Below are 16,154 nucleotides of genomic sequence, written 5' to 3'. Positions count from 1 at the left end.
TTCAGGAGGTATATCGTTTGAAGAAATTATTGCGTATCGTAATGATTACATTTTTAATTTTAGCTGTTGATTTATACGGGAAATTACTCGTTTCACAATATATATTAACCCCATCTCAATCAAAGCAAGAAAATAAAATTGTGAAAAAGAAAAAGCAAATGAAGGAAGACTCCCCAGATACTGTTTTAAATATGATTGGTGAAGACTCTGAAAACTTATTAGCGAAGTGGGGAGAACCCTCTCGAATAGAGCCATCTGCATACGGATATGAATGGTGGGTATACAACCAGGATTTAACTCAGTATGTTCAATTTGGAGTTTCTGAACGTAAAGTTGTAACGGCGTACGCAGCTGGTGAACAAGTTAAGGTTCTACCTTATTATATAAATGAAAAATATGAAGAAGTATATAAAAAAAGTCCGCTTTCGCATGAAATTTCATTAAAAAGAGGGAAAAATAGTTATCAATTTGAGCTATCTGATACCGAAGTCATGGAACAACCGTTAATACCTGTAGAAGACGGATGGGCGCAATTGTATTTTGATCAATTTACACATGAGCTTGTTGGTGTTCGTTATATGGATGATGAAACTTTATTACGCCAAAGACCGTATCAGCTCGTTTATTCAGGTGAATTAATAGCAGAACAACCATTGACTCCGGAAAAAATAAAACAAGTAGAAAATGGGAATATGCAACAAATTTTTGATTTAACAAATATCATTCGAAGTCATCATAAATTACCATTACTAACATGGGATCAGGAAACAGCAGATGTTGCTGTTGGTCACAGTAAAGATATGAAAGACAATAATTATTTTTCTCATGACTCACCTACATTAGGTACGCTAGGAGATCGTTTGCAGCGCGGGAAAGTAGGATTTCAACTTGCTGGTGAGAACATAGCGGCGCAACATAGTGATGGAATTGCGGCAGTGCAAGGGTGGTTAAATAGTGAGGGGCATAGAAAGAATTTATTAAATGAACAATTTACAGGATTAGGTGTTGGTGTATACGATAAATTTTATACACAAAACTTTATTCGAAAATAAAGCGAAACTGTAAGCGGTGGGGTGTTACATCACCAAATTAGTTACTTCGTATTCACTGAATTGTAGGTGGGAATCTGACCGTATGCAAATAGGAGAAAAAAAGGTGCATGAATCGTCTAAAAATAGGCGAACCATGCGCCTTTTTTTTCTTACTATATAGTAGATATACATGGAGAGGTGAGGATTATGCCAACAACAAAAGGACCGTTACATCCATCGGTTCAACAGTTTAAAGAATTTGTAAACCATCACCCTAAAATGGTTCATGAGGTTAGAAGTGGTCACAAAACATGGCAACAATTTTATGAAGAATGGTACTTACTTGGTGAAGAGGACCCAATATGGGCAACGTATAGACCGGATGGAGCGCCTGCGTTTTCTTCGGTAAAAGAAAATAAAAAAGAAAAAGATAATCGAACTGAAGAGGAAAAAACCGCTGATGTGATGGGGCAAATGCTTTCTTTTTTTAAAAAGCTGGACGTGGAACAAATGCAGAACCATTTAGCTAATGTGACGAGTGCAATTGGGAGCGTGCAACAAGTTATTCAGCAATTTCAAGGTAACCGTACGCAGCAAGAGCAAAGTACTTCAGAAAATAACCCGTTTTTCTTTCAAAAGGATTAGGGGGAAAGATGATGAGAGCAGAAATTATGGAGTTTATAAAGGCTGATGAGGATTTATCTCGCTATATTAGAGAACAACCATACTGGTATAGAAAATTAACACGAAATCCTGAAGAAAAAGAGGCTTTTGAGTTAGCGGCGATGCAACATTTCAAAAAAACAATACCAGATAAAGTGGAAAAGTTTCAAAATCAATTGGCCGTTGCTTCGATTATGATTGATATGTTTCAGTATATGAAGCAACAAAATGCAACCTAATTGGAAGTGAAAAATATGTCCGTCATGCAGAACTTTTGTTACAATAGAGATTGATTATTTAAAAAGGAGTTGCAGCATGACGGAAATTTGTTTAGTACGACATGGACAAACTGATTGGAATTTTCAAGAAATTATTCAGGGACGAGAAGATATTCCGCTTAATGAAGTTGGTAAGAAGCAAGCGAGTCAAAGTGCAGCTGCTTTACAAAAAGAAACGTGGGATATCATTATAAGTAGCCCGTTAATTAGAGCGCAAGAAACGGCTAATGAAATTGCAAAGGCAGCTGGATTACAATCGATTTTATTAGATGAGCGATTTGTTGAACGGAATTTTGGGGAAGCTTCAGGGAAGCCGGTTGCGGCTGTTAGAGAGTTGATTGCTGAAGGTAAAGTAGAAGGTATGGAGCGAGATGAAGAGATTGTAGCTCGTTGCTTTGCTGCTTTAGAAGATGTTGCGACAACTCATTTTGGCAAACGTATTATTATTGTTGCTCACTCACACGCGATAAAAGCGATTTTACATGCCATTGAACCAGATGAAATTACATTTAAGACACCATTAAAAAATGCGTGCATTAGTTATGTGAAACAAAATAGTGGAAAATGGGATGTTCTTAAATATAATATAGCGGAACATATTAATGTATAAGTGTGTACGGATATAGTGTAAAAATAGTTTCATTATATCTTTCTTTTGAGTAAGTCACTTCAATTAGTAGTTCTAATCTAAATGTGGTATGATGGATACTCGGAGGTGTCTCTCATGATTGTAGCGACGCTAGAAAGCGTATTAATATTAGATAAGGCAGAGCAGCTTGCAAAAGCGATTATCTGTTCAGATATAGCAGAAGATTATCGTAAGTATTATAGAGAATTACATGAAGATATGGAACTTCAGACGCTAATTCAGCAATTTACAGCGATGAAAGAACGGTATGAGGAAGTACAGCGTTTTGGAAAATACCATCCTGACTATACTACCGTTTCGATGAAAATGAGAGAATTAAAGCGTTCTGTGGACTTACATGATAAGGTTGCAGCTTTTAAAAGAGCAGAAACTGCTTTGCAGAAGTTATTAGACGAAGTTAGTGTAGCAATCGGTTCGGAAGTGTCTGCTTCCATTAAAGTGCCAACAGGAAATCCATTCTTTGATGCTGGTGGCTGTGGTGGAGGCTGTGGTACTGGCGGAGGTTGTGGTTGTAAAAAAACGGGGTGATGTACCCCGTTTTTTAGAAGTTGGAAGAAAACGTATACAGAGTTTGTCCTGTAATGTTATAAATTTCTGATCGGTTTTCATAGAATATAAAATATATGTTTTTAAAAGGAGAAGATGGAGAAGATTATGTTCGGGCAACGACAAAGTATGATTGTTTATTTACATTCATTGAAACATGCCAAGATTTTAAGGAAATATGGTAACATACATTACATATCAAAACGATTAAAATATGCTGTAGTATATTGTGATATGGAACAAATTGAGCATATGATGCATAAGTTGAACAAACTTCCTTTTGTGAAAAAGATAGAACAGTCGTATCGCCCGTATTTAAAAACGGAATTTGAAAATTCCCGTCCTGATCGAGCAAAAGAATACGATTATAGCTAATAGAAAAAATCCCCTGCTAAATTTAGCGGGGGATTTTTCACTTGAAATAACGTGTTATTTCATCGGGGGAATGAAATTGTTCATTCGTAAAATACCAATTAAATGATTAAAAAATAGTTCTTTTTCTGGGAAAGTTGTAGATGGTTTTACAGTAAAGGTAGCCACTTTTTTCCCAAGTTGTTCTGCCGTTTCTTCAAATAAAATGACACGTTTACTTTTTTTATTTTCAAATACAGGAATGCCTTCACGACATATGTATAATGGTTGGAAATCACCAGTAGTAGTTGGTTTTAATATTACAACAAGCGAACACACTTTTTTATCGTTTTTTATCGTTTCAAATTGTAACATATGTGCTATACGTTCTTGATTTGTTTTGGCAATTTCAAGTAATTCATATAAATCAGAGTAGCCTTCTCCAAGTTCTATAAAGCGTTGAATCATATCTTTTCCTCCTCTTTCTTTTACTGTACCATTTCACTTTTTAAATGAAAAGCACACAAAGAAAAAAAAACCCTGCATAGCAGGGCCCTTCTTATACTAGCATGTACTAGTAAGAAGGCAAAGGGAGAGGAGAAACCGGAGGAAGAACTTATGGGGAAACGTAAGTCTTCTCCGCGGTTGGCAACAACATCGAAGGTGATGTTGTTATAATTATTTATGTCCAATCTAAATGAAGATATACATAATGAAATTAAATTTTATGTTGGGCTTTTTATTTTTCTTTTTTTTATTTTGTGATAGGATAAAAAAGATAAAGTGGAACTAATATACATATTGGGTTCATATTAGTGAATGATGAGATGAATATATATAAATAACGAGAGGTTATTTAAGGCCGAGTTTTCCTATAGTTAGGTGAATGTGGTTTGTTAGCGGTTACCGAAGTGGAAATGGCTTTCAATAATCCCTCGATAGATTGAAATAAAGGTAGTGACAACAGATGAGAGTAGTTTCAGGAAAATGTAAAGGACACCCACTTAAAGCGGTTCCTGGTAATACAACACGTCCAACGACAGATAAAGTAAAAGAATCTATTTTTAATATGATAGGTCCTTATTTTGATGGTGGTATCGCCCTTGATTTATTTGGTGGTAGCGGTGGTCTTGGAATTGAAGCTTTGAGCAGAGGGATCGATAAAGCAATTTTTGTTGATCGGGATAGTAAAGCGATAAAAGTAATTCATCAAAATTTAGAAAGTTGTAGAATACAGGAACAAGCTGAAGTATATCGAAATGATGCGGAACGTGCAGTAAAGGCGTTAATAAAACGTGAAATGTCATTCGATCTTATATTAATAGATCCTCCATATAAAGAGCAAAAAATTGTATCTTTAATTAGTGTAATGGATCAACATGGATTGCTGCATAGTGATGGATTAATTATGGCAGAGCATGGTAATGATGTGGTTTTACCTAATTCAATAGGTAGGCTTGTAAAAGTACGAGCTGAGAATTATGGGATTACTGCAATATCGATTTATAAGTATGAAGGTGAGGGGACAGAATGACAAGTATAGCTATTTCTTCAGGAAGTTTTGATCCAATTACCCTTGGGCATCTGGATATTATTAAAAGGGGAGCAAAAGTATTTGATGAAGTGTACGTAGTCGTTTTAAACAATTCATCAAAAAAACCATTCTTCTCAGTTGAAGAGCGATTAGAACTAATTCGAGAAGCGACAAAGGATATCCCGAATGTAAAAGTAGATTCGCATAGTGGGCTATTAGTAGAGTATGCAAAGATGCGTAATGCAAATGCAATATTACGTGGTTTACGAGCAGTTTCTGATTTTGAATATGAGATGCAAATTACTTCTATGAATCGAAAATTAGATGAAAATATTGAAACATTTTTTATTATGACAAACAACCAATATTCATTTTTAAGTTCGAGTATTGTGAAAGAAGTTGCGAGGTATGGAGGAAGTGTAGTAGATCTTGTACCTCCTATTGTAGAGCGTGCTTTAAAAGAAAAGTTTCAAACCCCGTTAAAGTGAACGGGGTTTTTCTTTATACGTGCGCAAAAATAATAAAATTACATATAAGTATAGACAAAATAATGTGAAAATTGGTCCGTAATGTATAAAAGATGTCCAAATTTCATGTAGTATAGAAGGGTGCTTGGATAAAAATACAGGAATATCTTGTGGCATAGGTGAGAAAGAACTCACTTTCTCATAAAACGGTGTCCAAAATACAAATGTAAAAATAGGGGCAAGGATACTTTGAATAATTCGTGCGAAAAAATAGGGTTTAAATCGGATATCTGTTTCAGCTAATATGCTAGCAATTTGTGCCTGAATAGAAAGACCGCTAAATGCTAAAATGAAGCTTGTTACCATAGCTTGTTGTAAGAGCGGTGTTTCATTTATTTGACTAATCATTTGGCTTCCGAGTGTCATTTCGAAAATACCTGATAATATAGGGATACTAAAATCTGTACTTAGTTGGAAGAATGATAAAATATATTGCATAATAAAAGAAAGAGCTGCTGTAATGTGGAATACAGTAATCATTTTATTTAACACAGAGAATAAAATAATAAATCCACCAATCATAAGTAATGTTTGAATAGAAGAAACAATAGCATCCCCAAGTAATTTACCAATTGGTCTTTTTTCTTGTAAGCGCGTCTCGTGGAGAATTAAAAAAGGGTTTTGAAAACGACGTTTTTTTGTAGTGTGTGTATTATTTTTGTAAGCGGTATTATCGCCGTGAAAACGCATAATTAATCCGACAGCAAAGTTACTGAAATAATGGGCAGCGGCTAATATAATTCCTAATTTCGGATTATTAAAAAAACCGATAGAAACAGCACCGAAAATAAAAAGTGGATTAGAAGAATTTGTGAAAGAAACGAGGCGCTCCGCTTCAATCTGAGTTAAAAGATTGCTTTTTCGTAGTCTAGCGCTTAATTTGGCGCCTGCAGGGAAACCAGAAGCCATTCCCATCGCCCAAACAAATCCGCCTATCCCTGGAACGCGAAAAAGTGGGCGCATGAGTGGTTCTAATATAACGCCAATAAATTTTACAACACCGATACTAATTAGAAGTTCCGCAATGATGAAAAACGGTAGTAGTGAAGGGAATACAACTTCCCACCATATATTTAACCCGCGAATAGAAGCTTGCAAAGCGGCTTGGGGGTGGAGTACAAGAGAAAAGGTTAAAAATAGCGTTGATATGGTAAGGAAAGCGGTTTTCCATTTTTCATACATGTAAGTAAATCCCCCTTTGTCCCAAAAAACGTTCATTTCAGTATACGTGGATACGTAGTGAATTTAGACCATAAGTATGAAAAAGGAATGAAAAAAATTAAAGGGTGAGAAAAATGAAAGAACCAAAGATTGGTTTAGCACTTGGGTCTGGAGGAGCGAAAGGGTTTGCTCATATTGGTGTAATAAAGGTTTTAAGGGAAGCGGGTATCCCTATTCACATGATTGCAGGAAGTAGTATGGGGGCGTTAATAGGTACGTTTTATGCGGCAAGTAGTAACGTTGAAAGATTGTATAAATTGGCATCTGTTTTTAAGCGGAAGTATTATTTAGATTTCACGGTACCGAAAATGGGATTTATTGCTGGAAAACGTGTCAAAGATATGATTAAAATGTTTACATATAATAAAAATTTAGAAGAGTTAGATATCCCGACGGCTGTTGTGGCTACTGACATATTGAAGGGGGAAAAAGTGGTTTTTACAAGTGGGCCAGTTGCAGATGCGGTGAGGGCTAGCATATCTGTTCCTGGAGTGTTTGTACCAGAAAAAATAGATGGACGATTATTAGTGGATGGTGGAGTCATTGATCGCATCCCAGTATCGGTTGTGAAAGAGTTAGGGGCCGATATTGTTATCGCTGTTGATGTATCTCCAATTAAGGTGAATGGCGATGTTACGTCCATTTATGACGTAATCATGCAAAGTATTGAAATTATGCAGCATGAGCTTGTAATGAATCGGCAAATTGCATCGGATTTAATGATGCGACCAGCTGTAGAGCAATTTAGTTCACGTGCTTTTACAAACATTGAAGATATTATTCGAGTTGGAGAAGTAGAAGCAGAAAAACATGTTTCAAATATTTATTTATTAATTGAGCAGTGGAAGGAGAAACATAATGTTTAAGCGTTTTCGGTTTATATATGCAATCTTAATAGGGGTTATATTGGCGATGTTACTTGTTTACGTACGTTTACCGTATTATGTAACAAAACCAGGAATGGCTGCCAAATTAGAGCCTTACGTTCAAGTTGAGGGTGGAACGAAAGAATCTGGTGATTTTATGCTTGTTACGGTTTCAATGGGACCAGCAAATGTGGTGAATTTAATAGCGGCACAGTTTAATAAATATACACATATTTCGAAAGCGGAAGAAATATTGCAAAAAGGTGAGAGTGATGAAGAATATCAATTTCGCCAAAATTATGCGATGAAAGATTCACAAAATGCAGCAATTTATAATGCATATAAACGTGCAAATCGCTCAGTATCTTTTGAAAATAAAGGTGTATTAGTTGCTGGTGTGGCAAAAGGAATGCCGTCAGAAGGAAAGCTTAAGCTTGGTGATGTTATTATAGCTGTTGATGGAAAAACATTTGAAAAGACGGAGCAATTTATTGAATATATGACTGGAAAAAAAGAAAGCGATGCTGTAAGTATTGAGTACATGAGATATGGAAAACAATTGAAAGAGAATTTAAATGTAAAGACGATTCCTAATGGGAATGGACGTGTCGGTATAGGTGTTTCTATCGTTACGGAAAGAGAATTAGTGGTCGATCCGAAAGTGAAAATTAATTCTCATGAAATTGGTGGACCATCTGCAGGTTTAATGTTCACATTAGAAATATATAATCAACTTGTGGAAGAAGACTTAACCAAAGGACATGAAATAGCTGGAACAGGTACAATTAATGAAAAAGGAGAAGTGGGCCCGATTGGTGGTATAAATCAAAAAGTGGTGGCTGCTAGCGATGCCGGGGCTGAAGTGTTCTTTGCGCCAAATGAAAAAGGTGCGGAGAAATCGAACTATAAAGATGCACTTGAGACTGCAAAGGATATTAAAACAAAAATGAAAATTGTACCAGTAGATACGCTGGATGATGCGTTAACATATTTAGAAAAGATGGATAAGGAAAAACCTCTCTGAAATAGAGAGGTTTTTTTATAGGAATTTTGTAGATGTTTCATCATAGCGAATAGGATGGTGTGTTATATCCTGTTTTAATAGTTGCGTGCGTAACGGTTCGTGCATGATGGAGAAATATACAGAGTTTGCTTTTTTCTCTATATCTAAAGCGGCATGGTCAAATGTTTTTGTATGAGTAAGGATTGGAAGTTCGATTCTTTTCTTGTTTTTTGAAAGATAAGTTTGTCCTTTTTGTGACATGCCTAGCAGGCGAATATATGGTGCGTGTTGTTCTATATTTGCGCTACGTATTTCCTCTTTTGTTGTGTTTGTTAAAATGTGTGTACAAGCTCTTTGTAATCTAGTCCATGTATAACGTTTTGTTTTTAATGCTTCCATGAATGAATAGAAGGAGGAACTGTTTTGTATTTTTGATAAAATACGATGCTCTAAACCTTCTTCTATTTCATATATATGTCGTAAGTCCCCTGGAGACATCGTCATGAGTTTATATTTGAAAAATGAAAAGTATTGTTCCCAATTATGTAATATCCCGTAGTTTTGTTTGTAATTTGCTAAAAGCGAAGTGGTTGCCTGTGGGAGAAAAGGTTCAATTGCTGTAAATGATCCTTCTTCGCTAAAGAGTTGTTTTCGGATGCTTGTCGCGCTTGCAATATGTTGGTCACTAAATGTTTCATCATGATAATGAGCGGCAAATCTTTTTATAGTTTGAGCTTGTATAGAGCTATTTTGTGACAGGATTGCTTTCATATATTGGAAGCCTAAAATATTATTTGGTTGTGACATATCTATGTTTTTTTCGGATGTTAAAATGTGTGAGAAAGCATCCGATGTTGCTTTTGCATAACTATTACCAGCGCCCATGAATTGTTTTACAAGGCAGTTAAAAGTCTCTTCTTCGTTTTTTTGTACGGAGATGGTATTATAAAAATTTTCGATTTGTCCATCCTCACTACCGAAACAAATTTCAGAAACACGTAGAGCATTTAAAATGGAAATAGCACCATTTGCGAAGGTTTCAGCCTTTTGTGTTGCAAAGACGTATGGAAGCTCTACAACAAGGTCTACGCCGTTTGCTAAGGCCATTTTAGTGCGATACCATTTGGAAATGAGTGAGGGCTCACCACGCTGTAAAAAAGGACCACTCATAACGGCAATTATTATATCGGATTGTGTTAACTTTTTTGTCTGTTGCACATGATAAAGATGACCGTTATGAAAAGGGTTATATTCAACAACAATACCACCAGCTTTTATGGTAATCTCTCCTTTCGATGTAGCATCTTTTTGAAAAACGTGATACTCTATATATTATTTACTATGATGACTTCATTATAGTGTAAAGAAAAAACATTGACAAATATAAAATGGCTAGCTATAATTTTGTTTGTTGCCTTGAGGTGATATGATATGAAATGGTCCATCCATCAATTGAATAAATTGAGAAATAAAGGATTGACATTGGATGAGATGGTAGATGTAAGTGAGCTAAAAGAGGTCGAGAAAGATATTCGTGAAATTAATCCTGTTCATGTAACGGGAAGAGTTGATTTTGGCTCCGGTAAGTTTACGTTTCATCTACATATAACTGGAAGCATGGTTTTACCATGTTCTCGCTCTTTAGTAGATGTGACATTACCATTTGACATTAAAACAACTGAGGTGTTCCAAACTTCACAAGAAGAATTTGAAACTGAAGCTGAAATTCACTCTTTAGAAGGAGAAGTACTTGACTTACTGCCCGTAATCAAGGAAAATATACTTTTGGAGATTCCAATGCAAATTTTCAGTGATGATGTTTCTGGTGGAGCACCGACGCAAGGTCAAGACTGGCAAGTGATTTCGGAAGAAGACAAAGAAAAGACTGTTGATCCAAGATTGGCAGGACTTGCAAAGTTTTTTGACAAATAATCGGAAGACTGGTTCAGGCCTTCATATGAAAATAACTATTTCTTTTAAGGAGGTGGGAAGAATGGCTGTACCTTTTAGAAGAACTTCTAAAACAGTAAAAAGAAAGCGTCGTACGCATTTCAAATTATCAGTACCTGGTATGGTAGAGTGCCCAAGCTGTGGTGAAGCGAAATTAGCTCACCGTGTATGTAAAGCATGCGGTACTTACAAAGGTAAAGAAGTAATCAGCAAGTAATTGCGGGAAAATAAACGCAGAAGATATCTTCTGCGTTTATTTTTTTTGTCTTAATCTTTAGTTGTTGTATTCTATCTTTTCTAGTAACTGCATATGCTTAATAAAAAATGCATAGGGAGGACTAGAGAGATGGCGACAACAAGACAAGATGCTTGGACTGATGATGAAGATTTGCTTCTGGCAGAAGTAGTACTCCGGCATATTCGAGAAGGTGGAACACAACTTTCTGCCTTTAAGGAAGTGGGAAAAAATTTATCTCGTACACCAGCAGCATGTGGGTTTAGATGGAATTCTTACGTAAGAAAGCAATTTAAAGAACGTATTGAGGAAGCAAAGCAACTTCGTAAAGTAGAAAATTATGAAGTGAAAGAGACAAAGGTGTTAGAACCTACGTCAATTACGTTGAATGATGTTATTGATTTCTTGCAAAATTATAAAGATGAAAACTCTTTAACGGTGTTGCAACAACAAGTTGAATCATTACAAACAGAAAGAGAGCGTCTTCTGGAGCGGTTATCAGTATATGAAGAAGAGTATAGAACATTACTTGATTATATCGATCAAAAAAGAAGTGTAATGGTAGCGGAAAGAAACAATGCTCGCTCGAATGAGAAGTTAGAGAAGCTTAAGAAATAAAAAACAGCTGTTATACAGCTGTTTTTTTATTTCTTAAGCTGATTCTTCGTTTGTAACCGCATTCAAATTTGCTTCTGGATGCCAAATATAAAAATCTCCATCAGTTACTGATACGGGGTTGAAATTTAATTTATCCCAAAAACCAGCTGAATGAATACGTGCTATCGTTTTAATAGGGAATTGCATTTGTTTCGCATGATTTACAAGCATTTGCCCGAATCCTTGTTTTTGAAAAGTTGGTAATACTTCAAGTTTATAAAGTTCGAGGTAGGGACCTGTAATTTCGAATGGTTCTCCGCCATTTCTTTTCATATATAGACTCATACGTGCAATTAGTGATCCACCGTAATAAATACCGTAAAATGGAGATTCACTGTCGTTTTCAATAATGTTTGCTTGTAATTCTTCCAGCATAGATAGTTCCTGGGCTCCGCACCCTTTAAATTTTTTGAATTCATCTAACGTTTTATAATTGATGAGCAAGCGCTCAACTTTTGGGAATCCCATTACATCACATCCTTTTCTTGTCTCGTTGAATGCAGAAAAGTAAAAATATTTACAATAATATTATAACTCATTTTTTTATTTTTATGAAGAAGATAGTATATTTCTTTTTTTATTTTTTTGAGGATTTGCTAAACTAAGAGTAGAAGCGTATTAATAGGTAGTACATACATAGTGAAAAATGAGAGTGTATTTGTTGGGCAAAGGACAGCGGAATTATAGGGCGTGCTCATGTGCTTTAAAAAGATATAAAGGGGGGAAGGCAAGGGCACTTAATGTGAATTCCTTGTGTGAAAATGAAAATTGGAATTGTCGGACCAGGTGCTATTGGTCTATTGTATACATTTTATTTACAAAAAAATAACCAAGATGTTACGTTGTTTACTAGGACGGCTAAGCAGGCGGAAGAATTGAAGGAAACAGGTGTAACTTGTATTAGAGATGGAAGATGTGAAACAGTATATCCATCTGTTTTACCGATAGAAAGTATGGTAGCGCAAAATTTAGATTATATATTTGTTGCTGTGAAGCAATATCATATAGATGACATACTACCGTTTGTGGAAGGGGCATCATCATTAATCTTTTTGCAAAACGGAATGTCGCATCTTCAAAAGATGCTGAACATAGGGAGTGAAAATATAGCTGTTGGTATTGTAGAACATGGTGCGAAAAAAGAGGGAGGGCATATCGTTCATCATACTGGGATAGGGGTAACAAAATTTGGAGTGGTTTGTGGTCAATCTATACATTTTAAAAAAATATTCAATTATTTTCCTGTTGCTTATTTTCCAGTTCAAATAGAAACGGATTGGGAAGAGATTATGCACAAAAAATTAGTAGTAAATGTATGTATCAATCCGTTGACAGCATTATTGGGAGTTAAGAATGGTGAATTAATCACGAATCGTTTTTTTTATCAAATGATGGAGCAAGTGTTCCAGGAGGTCGCATTTCTTATTAGAGGAGAAAAAGAAATGATATGGCAAATGGTACGAAATGTGTGTGAAGGAACGTCTCGTAATACATCCTCTATGTTAGCGGATGTAAGAGCGAATAGACAGACGGAAATTAATGCGATTGTTGGATATGTATTAGAAGAAGCTAAGAAACAGCAACGAACAGCTCCGACACTTCAATTTTTGTTCGATGCAATAAAAGGTTTAGAAACAAGAGTATAAGTGTTATTCTTTGCTTTTACGTGAAACATTGACTACAATGTGGATTGGTGAGAGAACTGGATACGAAAGGAAGAATTATATGGAGATAAAAGAAATCTCTGTTCCGCAACAAGGTGTTGTAGCGGACTATATGAACGGTAAAAAAGAGATACAGTCATGTTTTGATTATGTGTTAACAGAAGATGCTTTTAAACAACGTTTACATGATTTGCGTGAAAGGGAGTTTTTCCGCCAAGATTTAGTAGCGCATTTATTAGAATATAATACAAAATTACAAGCGGGAGAATCTACAATTCAAAATGTAAAAGCGCTTGGAGATGAAAATACATATGTTGTTATAGCTGGACAACAAGCGGGGTTATTAACTGGACCGCTTTATACAATTCATAAAGTTATTTCAATTTTACAGCTTGCAAAGGAAAAGGAAGTAAGTTTAGGAGTTAAAGTTGTCCCTGTCTTCTGGATTGCGGGTGAAGACCATGATATGGATGAGATTAACCATACTTTCGTAGCGAAAAATAAAAAGTTGAAAAAAACAATTTTTTATGACCGTAATCCGAAAAAGGCGAGTGCTTCTGAGTCTGAACTTTCTGTTGAAGATTGTAGAAATTGGATTGAAGAGATTTTTAAAACATACCCAGAAACAAATTTTACGAAGGATGTATTAAAATTTGTTGATGATGCTTTGAAAAAATCGAATACGTATGTAGATTTCTTTGCTCATCTTATTACGAAAATCTTTGCTAATTCTGGTTTAATCCTTGTTGATTCACATCATCCTGAATTAAGAAAGTTGGAAATTCCATTTTTTAAGCGAGTTATAAGTAAGTATAAAGAGGTACAAGAGGGCCTTCGAAATCAGCAGGAAGTAATTAAAGAACTAGGATACAAACCGATTATTGAAACGAAGTCTCATGCAGTGCATATATTCATGGAAATAAATAATGAACGAGTATTGCTTGAAGAGCATCAAGGTAAGTTTGTTGGAAAGGATGGGGCGCATTCCTTTTCATACGAAGAGTTGATTGAAGAGATGGAGAGAAATCCGGCGCGTTTTAGTAATAACGTTGTAACACGTCCTCTTATGCAAGAGTATGTATTTCCTACGCTCGCATTTATTGGAGGTCCAGGAGAATTAGCTTATTGGAGTGAATTACAACAAGTATTCCATACTGTCGGTTTTCAAATGCCACCTGTCGTTCCTCGTCTTACAATTACTTATATGGAGAGAGATATAGCGACAGATTTATTTGATTTGCAATTGAGAGAAAGTGATCCATTTTTAAATGATGTCGATAAATTGCGTGAAAACTGGTTGTCCAATCAAATAGAGGAACCGATTGATGATCATTTTGAAAAGGCGAAAAAAGAAATTGCTGATATTCATACATCTTTACAGCAATTTGTAAAGAAAATAGAGCCAGGGTTAGGTGCGTTTGCAGGGAAAAACGAATTGAAAATTAATGAACAAATTGAACTGCTGGAAAGAATGTTGAAAAGAAATGTTGAGAAAAAGTATGAGGTTCAGCTAAATAAATTCCGTCGTATACAATTCGCACTTCGTCCATTAGGTGCACCACAAGAACGTGTGTGGAATGTATGTTATTATTTAAATCAGTTTGGTTTGGATTTCGTTGATCGTGTAATGGAAAACCCTTTTTCTTGGGACGGAAAACATCATGTTATAAAACTATAAAATCTTGCTCTTTGGAGCAGGATTTTATTTTTATTCCGTTGAATTTACTGTGAAGTGATTTTTTTCTGAATTATCAATCAAAAAATGTTGGATATGGTAATTGTGCTGGATACTTAAATATATGACAAAATAGCACAAAATGTAAACGTATTATTCGCTTTTTCGACAGTTTTTTATTTAAATTCCCGCAAAAGATGATAAAATTTAGTATATAATAAAAGAAAATAGCGATTTGTATAGTATGTTGCCTTTGTTGGTAAGTTAAATGAGTCGTTCTTTCGTATTATTTCATTCTCTAAGCGTGAAATATGTGTTTAGAGGAAGGGATACATTCAACATAATTAATTGGAAAAAGAGTAGGTGCAACAATGTTTAAACACGTAACAGTGCTTTTAAAGGAAACAGTAGACGGCTTAGATATAAAGCCAGATGGTACATATGTAGATTGTACACTGGGGGGAGGAGGACATAGTTCTTATTTATTATCCCAATTAACTGAAGGTGGAAAATTAATAGCGTTTGATCAAGATGAGATAGCGATTCAAAACGCGAAAGAAAAGTTCTCTTCATACGGTGAACAGTTTATAACAGTAAAGAGTAACTTCCGTTATTTAGCTGAAAAACTGCAGGAAATAGGTATAACAGAAGTAGACGGTATTTTATTTGATTTAGGTGTTTCATCCCCACAATTAGATACACCAGAACGAGGCTTTAGTTATCATCATGATGCACCGCTAGATATGCGGATGGATCAAGATGCCCCATTAACAGCGTATGATGTTGTAAATAGCTGGTCATATGAACAACTTGTAAGGATTTTCTTCCAATACGGTGAAGAAAAATTTTCAAAACAAATTGCAAGAAAAATTGAAGCTTATCGTGAGAATAAAGCTATTGAAACGACAGGAGAATTAGTAGAGCTAATTAAAGAAGGTATTCCGGCTCCAGCTCGTAGAACGGGTGGGCATCCTGCTAAGCGAGTGTTTCAGGCAATTCGTATAGCTGTAAATGATGAATTAAAAGTATTTGAAGAAGCATTGGAATCTGCTATTGAGATGGTTAAGCCAGGTGGAAGGGTTAGTGTTATAACATTCCATTCATTAGAAGATCGTATTTGTAAAACAACGTTTAAGCGAAATAGTACAACGCCACAATTGCCGCCAGGATTACCGATTATTCCTGATGAATTTAAGCCGAAATTAAAGCTTATTACAAGAAAACCGATTTTACCTTCTGATATAGAGCTAGAAGAAAATAATCGTGCGCGTTCTGCGAAGTTGAGAATCGCTGAAAAACGATAA

Annotated in this window: 20 protein-coding genes; 16 read left to right on the top strand and 4 right to left on the bottom strand. The window is 35.4% G+C overall.

Annotated features, from left to right (window positions below):
- Positions 1-17 precede the first annotated feature (17 nt).
- The 6 genes from AXW78_RS18685 (at position 18) to AXW78_RS18660 (ending at position 3,542) form a co-directional block, all read left to right on the top strand.
- Positions 18-1,052, top strand: coding sequence for a CAP domain-containing protein (locus AXW78_RS18685; RefSeq protein ID WP_000735379.1), 1,035 nt, complete (start codon positions 18-20; stop codon positions 1,050-1,052).
- Between the two features lie 186 nt (positions 1,053-1,238).
- Positions 1,239-1,676, top strand: a complete 438-nt coding sequence (locus AXW78_RS18680; protein WP_001143346.1) for a YlbD family protein — start codon at positions 1,239-1,241, stop codon at positions 1,674-1,676.
- Positions 1,677-1,687: 11 nt separating this feature from the next.
- Positions 1,688-1,933 carry a YlbE-like family protein gene (locus tag AXW78_RS18675; protein ID WP_001200990.1) on the top strand — a complete coding sequence of 82 codons (246 nt, stop codon included), beginning with the start codon at positions 1,688-1,690 and terminating at the stop codon, positions 1,931-1,933.
- 76 nt (positions 1,934-2,009) lie between these two features.
- On the top strand, positions 2,010-2,582 hold the full coding sequence (locus AXW78_RS18670) for a histidine phosphatase family protein (protein ID WP_000134949.1): 573 nt from the start codon (positions 2,010-2,012) through the stop codon (positions 2,580-2,582).
- A 114-nt stretch (positions 2,583-2,696) separates the two neighbouring features.
- Entirely contained in the window at positions 2,697-3,149 is a 453-nt protein-coding gene (locus AXW78_RS18665; protein ID WP_000634365.1) for a YlbF/YmcA family competence regulator, read from the top strand.
- Between the two features lie 126 nt (positions 3,150-3,275).
- Positions 3,276-3,542 (top strand): YlbG family protein, encoded by a 267-nt coding sequence (locus AXW78_RS18660; RefSeq protein ID WP_002082261.1) that lies wholly within the window; start codon positions 3,276-3,278, stop codon positions 3,540-3,542.
- A 54-nt stretch (positions 3,543-3,596) separates the two neighbouring features.
- Here AXW78_RS18660 and AXW78_RS18655 read toward each other — a convergent pair whose 3' ends face one another.
- The gene (locus AXW78_RS18655) at positions 3,597-3,986 is read right to left on the bottom strand and encodes a DUF7147 family protein (RefSeq protein WP_000616017.1); all 390 of its coding nucleotides are present in this window, start codon (positions 3,984-3,986) and stop codon (positions 3,597-3,599) included.
- 499 nt (positions 3,987-4,485) lie between these two features.
- Here AXW78_RS18655 and rsmD point away from each other — a divergent pair, with 499 nt between their 5' ends.
- On the top strand, positions 4,486-5,052 hold the full coding sequence (gene rsmD, locus AXW78_RS18650) for a 16S rRNA (guanine(966)-N(2))-methyltransferase RsmD (RefSeq protein WP_001266977.1): 567 nt from the start codon (positions 4,486-4,488) through the stop codon (positions 5,050-5,052).
- Positions 5,049-5,540: a pantetheine-phosphate adenylyltransferase gene (coaD, locus tag AXW78_RS18645; RefSeq protein ID WP_000200601.1), complete on the top strand. Its 492-nt coding sequence runs from the start codon at positions 5,049-5,051 to the stop codon at positions 5,538-5,540. Before rsmD ends, coaD begins: the two co-directional genes overlap by 4 nt.
- On the opposite strand, the gene ylbJ is transcribed toward coaD, so the two are convergent.
- The gene (gene ylbJ, locus AXW78_RS18640) at positions 5,532-6,761 is read right to left on the bottom strand and encodes a sporulation integral membrane protein YlbJ (RefSeq protein WP_000273081.1); all 1,230 of its coding nucleotides are present in this window, start codon (positions 6,759-6,761) and stop codon (positions 5,532-5,534) included. The genes coaD and ylbJ overlap by 9 nt on opposite strands.
- A gap of 113 nt (positions 6,762-6,874) precedes the next feature.
- Here ylbJ and AXW78_RS18635 point away from each other — a divergent pair, with 113 nt between their 5' ends.
- Positions 6,875-7,666: a patatin-like phospholipase family protein gene (locus tag AXW78_RS18635; protein ID WP_000662590.1), complete on the top strand. Its 792-nt coding sequence runs from the start codon at positions 6,875-6,877 to the stop codon at positions 7,664-7,666.
- Positions 7,659-8,690: a SepM family pheromone-processing serine protease gene (locus tag AXW78_RS18630; RefSeq protein WP_061884522.1), complete on the top strand. Its 1,032-nt coding sequence runs from the start codon at positions 7,659-7,661 to the stop codon at positions 8,688-8,690. Before AXW78_RS18635 ends, AXW78_RS18630 begins: the two co-directional genes overlap by 8 nt.
- Before the next feature lie 15 nt (positions 8,691-8,705).
- Here the strand turns inward: AXW78_RS18630 and AXW78_RS18625 are convergent, their stop codons facing one another.
- On the bottom strand, positions 8,706-9,887 hold the full coding sequence (locus tag AXW78_RS18625; protein WP_002181171.1) for a nucleotidyltransferase: 1,182 nt from the start codon (positions 9,885-9,887) through the stop codon (positions 8,706-8,708).
- 213 nt (positions 9,888-10,100) lie between these two features.
- Here AXW78_RS18625 and AXW78_RS18620 point away from each other — a divergent pair, with 213 nt between their 5' ends.
- The 3 genes from AXW78_RS18620 (at position 10,101) to AXW78_RS18610 (ending at position 11,472) form a co-directional block, all read left to right on the top strand.
- Positions 10,101-10,601 (top strand): YceD family protein, encoded by a 501-nt coding sequence (locus AXW78_RS18620; RefSeq protein ID WP_000872149.1) that lies wholly within the window; start codon positions 10,101-10,103, stop codon positions 10,599-10,601.
- Positions 10,602-10,662: 61 nt separating this feature from the next.
- Positions 10,663-10,836: a 50S ribosomal protein L32 gene (gene rpmF, locus AXW78_RS18615; RefSeq protein ID WP_001984764.1), complete on the top strand. Its 174-nt coding sequence runs from the start codon at positions 10,663-10,665 to the stop codon at positions 10,834-10,836.
- Between the two features lie 129 nt (positions 10,837-10,965).
- Positions 10,966-11,472 carry an RsfA family transcriptional regulator gene (locus tag AXW78_RS18610; protein WP_061884521.1) on the top strand — a complete coding sequence of 169 codons (507 nt, stop codon included), beginning with the start codon at positions 10,966-10,968 and terminating at the stop codon, positions 11,470-11,472.
- A gap of 33 nt (positions 11,473-11,505) precedes the next feature.
- Here the strand turns inward: AXW78_RS18610 and AXW78_RS18605 are convergent, their stop codons facing one another.
- The gene (locus tag AXW78_RS18605) at positions 11,506-11,979 is read right to left on the bottom strand and encodes an N-acetyltransferase (protein WP_000506692.1); all 474 of its coding nucleotides are present in this window, start codon (positions 11,977-11,979) and stop codon (positions 11,506-11,508) included.
- A 293-nt stretch (positions 11,980-12,272) separates the two neighbouring features.
- On the opposite strand from AXW78_RS18605, the gene panE reads away from it, so the two are divergent.
- The 3 genes from panE (at position 12,273) to rsmH (ending at position 16,154) form a co-directional block, all read left to right on the top strand.
- Positions 12,273-13,157 carry a 2-dehydropantoate 2-reductase gene (panE, locus tag AXW78_RS18600; RefSeq protein WP_002164156.1) on the top strand — a complete coding sequence of 295 codons (885 nt, stop codon included), beginning with the start codon at positions 12,273-12,275 and terminating at the stop codon, positions 13,155-13,157.
- 79 nt (positions 13,158-13,236) lie between these two features.
- A complete protein-coding gene (gene bshC, locus AXW78_RS18595; RefSeq protein ID WP_000403070.1) occupies positions 13,237-14,853 on the top strand; it encodes a bacillithiol biosynthesis cysteine-adding enzyme BshC in 1,617 nt (538 codons plus the stop codon).
- A gap of 368 nt (positions 14,854-15,221) precedes the next feature.
- On the top strand, positions 15,222-16,154 hold the full coding sequence (gene rsmH, locus AXW78_RS18590; protein ID WP_000472508.1) for a 16S rRNA (cytosine(1402)-N(4))-methyltransferase RsmH: 933 nt from the start codon (positions 15,222-15,224) through the stop codon (positions 16,152-16,154).

The sequence above is a fragment of the Bacillus thuringiensis genome (assembly GCF_001595725.1).
Classification (GTDB): Bacteria; Bacillota; Bacilli; order Bacillales; family Bacillaceae_G; genus Bacillus_A; species Bacillus_A thuringiensis_K.
The sequence above is the reverse complement of the archived record's forward strand: the minus strand, read 5'-3'. Positions and strand labels throughout refer to the sequence as shown.

Excerpts from the sequence above, each read along its gene's own strand:
- AXW78_RS18680 (WP_001143346.1), top strand. The coding sequence starts at position 1,239 with ATGCCAACAACAAAAGGACCGTTACATCCATCGGTTCAACAGTTTAAA.
- AXW78_RS18675 (WP_001200990.1), top strand. The coding sequence starts at position 1,688 with ATGAGAGCAGAAATTATGGAGTTTATAAAGGCTGATGAGGATTTATCT.
- AXW78_RS18670 (WP_000134949.1), top strand. The coding sequence starts at position 2,010 with ATGACGGAAATTTGTTTAGTACGACATGGACAAACTGATTGGAATTTT.
- AXW78_RS18665 (WP_000634365.1), top strand. The coding sequence starts at position 2,697 with ATGATTGTAGCGACGCTAGAAAGCGTATTAATATTAGATAAGGCAGAG.
- AXW78_RS18660 (WP_002082261.1), top strand. The coding sequence starts at position 3,276 with ATGTTCGGGCAACGACAAAGTATGATTGTTTATTTACATTCATTGAAA.
- AXW78_RS18655 (WP_000616017.1), bottom strand. The coding sequence starts at position 3,986 with ATGATTCAACGCTTTATAGAACTTGGAGAAGGCTACTCTGATTTATAT.
- rsmD (WP_001266977.1), top strand. The coding sequence starts at position 4,486 with ATGAGAGTAGTTTCAGGAAAATGTAAAGGACACCCACTTAAAGCGGTT.
- coaD (WP_000200601.1), top strand. The coding sequence starts at position 5,049 with ATGACAAGTATAGCTATTTCTTCAGGAAGTTTTGATCCAATTACCCTT.
- ylbJ (WP_000273081.1), bottom strand. The coding sequence starts at position 6,761 with ATGTATGAAAAATGGAAAACCGCTTTCCTTACCATATCAACGCTATTT.
- AXW78_RS18635 (WP_000662590.1), top strand. The coding sequence starts at position 6,875 with ATGAAAGAACCAAAGATTGGTTTAGCACTTGGGTCTGGAGGAGCGAAA.
- AXW78_RS18630 (WP_061884522.1), top strand. The coding sequence starts at position 7,659 with ATGTTTAAGCGTTTTCGGTTTATATATGCAATCTTAATAGGGGTTATA.
- AXW78_RS18620 (WP_000872149.1), top strand. The coding sequence starts at position 10,101 with ATGAAATGGTCCATCCATCAATTGAATAAATTGAGAAATAAAGGATTG.
- rpmF (WP_001984764.1), top strand. The coding sequence starts at position 10,663 with ATGGCTGTACCTTTTAGAAGAACTTCTAAAACAGTAAAAAGAAAGCGT.
- AXW78_RS18610 (WP_061884521.1), top strand. The coding sequence starts at position 10,966 with ATGGCGACAACAAGACAAGATGCTTGGACTGATGATGAAGATTTGCTT.
- AXW78_RS18605 (WP_000506692.1), bottom strand. The coding sequence starts at position 11,979 with ATGGGATTCCCAAAAGTTGAGCGCTTGCTCATCAATTATAAAACGTTA.
- panE (WP_002164156.1), top strand. The coding sequence starts at position 12,273 with ATGAAAATTGGAATTGTCGGACCAGGTGCTATTGGTCTATTGTATACA.
- bshC (WP_000403070.1), top strand. The coding sequence starts at position 13,237 with ATGGAGATAAAAGAAATCTCTGTTCCGCAACAAGGTGTTGTAGCGGAC.
- rsmH (WP_000472508.1), top strand. The coding sequence starts at position 15,222 with ATGTTTAAACACGTAACAGTGCTTTTAAAGGAAACAGTAGACGGCTTA.